General features: G+C 36.9%; 6 protein-coding genes. 3 read left to right on the top strand and 3 right to left on the bottom strand.

The window, feature by feature from the left end; genetic code table 11:
• Positions 1-73: 73 nt before the first annotated feature.
• Entirely contained in the window at positions 74-670 is a 597-nt protein-coding gene (locus tag WA249_RS05560; protein WP_336166916.1) for a glutathione S-transferase family protein, read from the top strand.
• A gap of 66 nt (positions 671-736) precedes the next feature.
• On the opposite strand, the gene WA249_RS05555 is transcribed toward WA249_RS05560, so the two are convergent.
• Positions 737-1,435, bottom strand: a complete 699-nt coding sequence (locus WA249_RS05555; protein WP_336166914.1) for a TIGR04219 family outer membrane beta-barrel protein — start codon at positions 1,433-1,435, stop codon at positions 737-739.
• A gap of 624 nt (positions 1,436-2,059) precedes the next feature.
• Here WA249_RS05555 and WA249_RS05550 point away from each other — a divergent pair.
• Both WA249_RS05550 and WA249_RS05545 read left to right on the top strand, forming a co-directional pair.
• Entirely contained in the window at positions 2,060-3,538 is a 1,479-nt protein-coding gene (locus WA249_RS05550) for a sodium-dependent transporter (RefSeq protein WP_336166912.1), read from the top strand.
• A 12-nt stretch (positions 3,539-3,550) separates the two neighbouring features.
• Entirely contained in the window at positions 3,551-3,694 is a 144-nt protein-coding gene (locus tag WA249_RS05545) for a methionine/alanine import family NSS transporter small subunit (protein ID WP_336166910.1), read from the top strand.
• Between the two features lie 37 nt (positions 3,695-3,731).
• Here the strand turns inward: WA249_RS05545 and rsmB are convergent, their stop codons facing one another.
• Together rsmB and fmt are read right to left on the bottom strand one after the other, a co-directional pair.
• The gene (rsmB, locus tag WA249_RS05540; protein ID WP_336166908.1) at positions 3,732-5,036 is read right to left on the bottom strand and encodes a 16S rRNA (cytosine(967)-C(5))-methyltransferase RsmB; all 1,305 of its coding nucleotides are present in this window, start codon (positions 5,034-5,036) and stop codon (positions 3,732-3,734) included.
• A complete protein-coding gene (gene fmt, locus WA249_RS05535) occupies positions 5,033-5,995 on the bottom strand; it encodes a methionyl-tRNA formyltransferase (protein ID WP_336166906.1) in 963 nt (320 codons plus the stop codon). Before fmt ends, rsmB begins: the two co-directional genes overlap by 4 nt.
• Positions 5,996-6,000 lie beyond the last annotated feature (5 nt).

Here is a 6,000-nt window from a genome sequence, read left to right as displayed (position 1 = left end):
ACTATGAAAAATTTATGCTATAAATAATAAGAACATTACATACTTAAATATGAATAATAAGGGAAAAGGATCTATGATAATTTATGGTGATGTAGGTTCGGGTAACTGTTATAAGATTAAACTATTACTGTCCTTATTAAATATTAAACATAGATGGGTCCACATTGATATTTTAAAAAAAGATACTCAAACAGCAGAGTTTTTATCCTTAAATCCTAATGGAAAAATACCAGTATTAGTTCTAGATGATGGCCGTGTTTTAAGTGAATCTAATGCCATTTTAGGTTATCTAGCTGAAGGAACAAAATTTACTCCCACAGATCTTTTTATTAAAGCAAAAATGTACCAATGGATGTTCTTTGAGCAGTATAGCCATGAACCATTTATTGCGGTTGCTCGTTTTATTAATAAATATTTAGGGTTACCACCAGAAAAAATAGAGGAATATCATAATTTACAACCCAAAGGCCATAAAGCGCTATCTATTATGGATAAAGCTTTAGTAGAGCAAGACTATCTCGTCGCAAATGAACTGACCATTGCTGATATTGCCTTATATGCATACACGCATGTAGCTGAGGAGGGTGGCTTTGATTTAAAGTTATATCCAAATATCCAAGCTTGGTGCCAAAGAATTCGAGAATATTCAGGTTATGTTAATATGGTGTAAATAAGAAAGAACTCACAAGGAGTTCTTTTTCATTTTGAGTATTAAAATTTCACATTATTTTTTGATTTAAAAATGTGCTTCTAAGCCAATATAAGGACCTTTAAAGTCGAACTTAAGATCATTATTATCGTAATCATTTAAATCAATATTGAGTACTCGATAGCCTGCTTTCAGGCCTAAATCGACTGCTAAATTATCGACGAATTTATACTTTACTTCCGCTAATGCATCTGTGATTTTTGCATCATTAAAGTTTGTATAGGTTGCTTCGCCTTTAGCACTTAAACCTGTGAATGGAAGTTTTACTTCGCCCGACAAATAAGCAATAGGATATGTTTTATCAATATCAACACGTTTACCTGTATAAGCAGTGATATTGCCATTTAATACAGTTGCACCAAGGCCTGCATCTACGCTTACAATATTATCTAATAATTCGTAGTAAAGAATAAAATCACTATGATCTAAATTAATTTTATAGTTAGCTTGGCCTAAAGTTTCTAACTTAGTCTGAGTATCTAAATTTACATAACGAATTTTTGCATTTGGAATGAAGGGGATTGGATGCTCAAAAGCGAGTGAAAGTTGAGCGCTACCTTTCCGATCTAAATCTTGATCATCGGGTAATTGTGACGACATATTTGCTTTACCATCGTAAAACCAATAGCTAACATCTCCCTTTAACCCTATAAAATCTGCTTGTGCGAATCCGCTTAGGCTCATCCCAAGCGCTACAAACGACATTTTTAATATTTTCACTATCATATCCTAAGTAAAGAAAACTTTGTGCGCATGATATAGAAAACTGTGCAGTAATACATTGATGGAAAATGATGAATATAAAAATTCAATTATCTTAAATTTTAAAAAATCTGATATTTTATTGATTTTTATAGAATAATTTCTAGGTTGATATGAACATTATTGGGGACGTTTGAGTATAAATTTTGTGAAAAGAACCGATAATATTTTTAATTTTGCATATCTCAAAAATTAGTTGATATATATACTTTATAAAATAAAAAATAATTTAAATAGTAGAAAATAGCAGTACTTATAATGACCTAACATTTTGCTTTAAAACATGAATGTGAGCTAAAAAATAACCAATTTAAATGGAAATCTTTAAGAAAACGTAAAATTTCAGATGGAAATTACAGTAAAAATAAATAAAAACAGGTATTGTTCAGCTATATAGGGGCAAAAAATGGACAAAAATCTTTAAGGAAGAATTTTCTATTTTTGCTTGTTTGTAATGAAAATAAAAATACTCAAAAGGTGTTTTTATTCTCAACCAAACACAAAAGTACTTTTTGGTTCTTTTTTGCGTGCGCAATAACAATCAACAATAGCAGTAAAAATAAGCAAACTTTTAACATTAGGTGTTTTATGACAGATTCTCGTGAAAACTGGACGTCACGATCTGGTTTTATTATTGCAGCCGTTGGTTCGGCTGTAGGCTTAGGTAATATTTGGCGCTTTCCATACGTTGCTTATGAAAATGGTGGTGGTGCCTTCCTTATTCCTTACTTACTTGCACTCATTACAGCAGGTTTACCGTTACTCTTTTTAGATTATGCGGTCGGCCATCGTAGTACTGGTTCACCTCCAAAAGCATATCGAGCTTTATTTAAAGGCGGAGAAACCTTAGGGTGGTGGCAGGTTTGTGTTTGTATCATTATCGGTTTGTATTATGCAAGTGTTTTGACATGGGCAGGTAGTTATATCTATTTCTCTATTGGTCAAATGTGGGGAAGTGATCCGGAAGGTTTCTTCTTTAATACTTACTTACAAACCTCAAAAGCGACTGGTTTTGATCTACAGTTTGTAAGTCATTTATTCTGGCCGATTGTTGGAATTTGGGCACTCACTTTAATCATTCTTTATGGTGGGGTGAAAAAGGGTGTGGAATTATCAAATAAGATTTTCATGCCATTATTATTCGTTCTATTCACTATTTTGGTGATTCAGTCATTGCGTTTGCCAGGTGCAGCTCAAGGTTTGAATGCATTCTTTACACCAAACTGGTCAGCAATGATGAACTATAAAGTATGGTTAGCCGCGTATGGTCATACTTTCTTTTCACTCTCTGTTGGTTTCGGGATCATGGTCACCTATGCATCTTATTTAAAACCAAAAACGAATTTAACAGGTTCTGGCTTAATCGTTGGTTTTGCAAATGCATCAACTGAGATTTTGGCAGGGATTGGTATTTTTGCAGCGCTTGGCTTTATGGCGCATGCGGCAGGTACTGAAGTTAAAGATGTCGTGAGCGGCGGAATTGGATTGGCATTTATTGCATTCCCGAAAATTATTTCAAGCTTAGGTACAGGGGCTGATTTATTTGGTCTTTTATTCTTCTCTTCACTTTTCGTCGCAGGTATTTCTTCGATGGTCAGTATTTTGGAAGTGCCTATTGCAGCAATGCAAGATAAGTTGAAATGGGGCCGTAAAAAAGCTGTAACGATTATTGGTGGCGGTAGTGCACTTGTATCAATTATTTTATTCTCAAGTGTAAATGCAATTAAGTTGGTTGATATTGTTGACCACTTTATCAACAACATCGGTATTATCGGTGGTGCATTAATATCAATTATTAGCATAGCTTGGTTTAAACGTTCAGCTCTTAAAGAGCTTAGTGACCATATAAATCGTATCTCAACTATTCAAGTTGGTAAGGGATGGGATTTCACTTTAACGGTTATTACATCTTTAATCTTGTTAACTACACTCTGTATGACTGTTTTTAATTTGATCAAAAATGGCTATGATACTTATAGTATGAGCTTACAAGGTGTATTCGGCTGGGGCAGTGTGATTTTCTGTGCGGTCGTTGCAATCGTGTTAAGCAAAATGAAAGATCGCTAGGAGGATAAAATAATGAATACTTCGGCAATCGTGATGATGGTAATTTCGATGGTGTTTGTATGGGGTGGATTGATTTTATCCATTCTACATTTATCGAAACATCCTGAAGAGTTAGATGACGTTTTAGAAGATGTAAAAGATCAGCATACGCTTTGATGCTGATCTAAAAAAGCAGGCTTTAAGCCTGCTTTTTTTATGCAATTTTCTGAATTTTACAATAATAAAATCCATCGCCAGACTGTGCTTGCGGTAATAATTGTCGGCCATGAATTTGTTCAAGTCCCCAATTCGCTTCAATCTTAATTTCTTTTGCATCAGTATGTTCTGCAAAGAAATTTATCATCTGTTGTTCATTTTCAGCTTTTAAAACTGAACACGTAATGTAGAGCAATGTGCCTCCAACTTTAAGCTGTTGCCACATATGTTCCAAAATTTGCTTTTGCAGTTCAATCGTTTGAGCTATGTCGCTAGATTGGCGCAATAAACGGATATCAGGATGACGGCGAATAACCCCTGTAGCGGAGCAAGGTGCATCGAGCACGATACAATCTACTGGTTGTACAGGTACCCATTCGGTTGCATCGGCTGCCAAAATTTCTGTTTGACTTTGATCAAGTACTAAGCGGTTTAAATTCTCAGTTACACGGATTAAGCGGTTAGAATCTTGGTCAATAGCAATGAGCTGAGCTGGTTTAAACTTTTCGAGTAAATGAGCTGTTTTTCCACCAGGTGCTGCACAGGCATCAATCACTGTTTTATTATTTAAATCTGGCAATAATGTTGCACATAGCTGAGCATGTTCATCTTGTACAGAAAACCATCCCTCTTCAAAACCGGGTAGTTGGGTAATTTGTACAGATTGTTCAAGAACAATACCTGCTTCAGACAGAGTACATGCACGTGCTTGAATATCTAGACTTTGTAGTTTTGCTAAATAAGCATCACGGCCAATATGACGCTGGTTCACCCTTAAGGTTAAAGGTGCGACTTGTTTTAATGATTGGCAAAGAGATTCAGATTGTTCTCCCCAATCCTTTTTTAGCTTTTTAAAAAGCCAACTTGGTAAGCCATGTGCTTGTTGTAAACCTTGCTCAAAGTCATCAGTTTCGCGAGTAGCGCGGCGCAAAATAGCATTCACAATACCGCCGAGTGCAGGAAATCCAAGTTGTTTGGTGGCATCTACTGTTTCTGATATGGCGGCATGCGCTGCAATACGCGTGCATAAAACTTGATAAAGCCCAACATACAGACAGGTTTCAACAGTTTCATTATTTAAAGGTTTGCTGAGCAAAGGTAAGCTAATTGATTTAAGAGCAAACCATTGGCGTAGCGTACCTAGAACAAGTTCATGAAATAGTGCGCGATCACGTTCTGCAACTTGATTCAGCTGTGTATTTAAAATACTAGCGAGTGATTGGCCTTGCTGAACTTTTAATAACGTCTGGACAACTTGAGCACGTAAGTTAAACCGTGACGAATTTGATGAAACCTGACTCATGGCAGAATTTGTCCTACATGAAGTTTTTGAGTTTGGGCAATTTGTTGGGCATTCATTGCTTTGCCGCCTGGCCATTGCACACTGGTCAGACAAATAAATGAACCTTGCCCACAAGCAACATGTACGCCTTGCTTATCAATCGCGATAATTTCACCAGCTTGGGCATTTGCTTGGCTTTGATTAGAAGTGGTTGAGTTCCAAACACGCAGAGCATTATTTTCATCTAACTGAATGAAGGCAACTGGCCAAGGGTTAAACGCACGAATATTTCGGTCAAGTTGAACAGCATCGTTTGACCAGTCAATACGAGCTTCTGATTTCACTAACTTGTGTGCATAGACTGTAAGAGCTTCATCTTGAACTTCACGCTCTGCCAAATATTTTTGTAGTGTTTCTTCTGACTCGAGTACGTCACAAATTGCTGTAGCACCTTGAACTGCTAATTTGTCATGTAAAGTCGCTGATGTATCTTCGGCTGTGATTGGACAGTAGGTTTTATACATCATATCGCCTGTATCTAAACCTGCAGCCATCTGCATGATCGTGATTCCAGTTTCTTCATCACCTGTTGCAATTGCACGCTGAATGGGTGCTGCGCCGCGCCAGCGAGGCAATAATGAGCCGTGAATATTTAAACAGCCATATTTAGGAGTATCGAGTACAGCTTGTGGAAGAATCAAACCATAGGCTGCAACGACCATCACATCGGCACCTAAAGCTGCAAGTTCTTGTTGGGCTGCGAGCCCTTCTTCTGTAGATGCTTTAAAGTGAAGTGGTTGGTAAACAGGGATACCATGTTCAAGCGCAAGCTGTTTTACAGGAGATGGTGTTAGTTTTTGTCCACGACCTGCTTTACGATCTGGCTGAGTGTAAACGGCGATAATTTCATGGGAAGTTTTTAATAATGCCGCCAATGCTGTTGCAGCAAATTCGGGGGTGCCAGCAAAAATAATTTTCACAAATG

It is taken from the genome of Acinetobacter sp. 161(2023) (assembly GCF_037027805.1).
Taxonomy (GTDB): Bacteria; Pseudomonadota; Gammaproteobacteria; order Pseudomonadales; family Moraxellaceae; genus Acinetobacter.
This window is presented reverse-complemented; position numbering and strand designations above follow the sequence as displayed.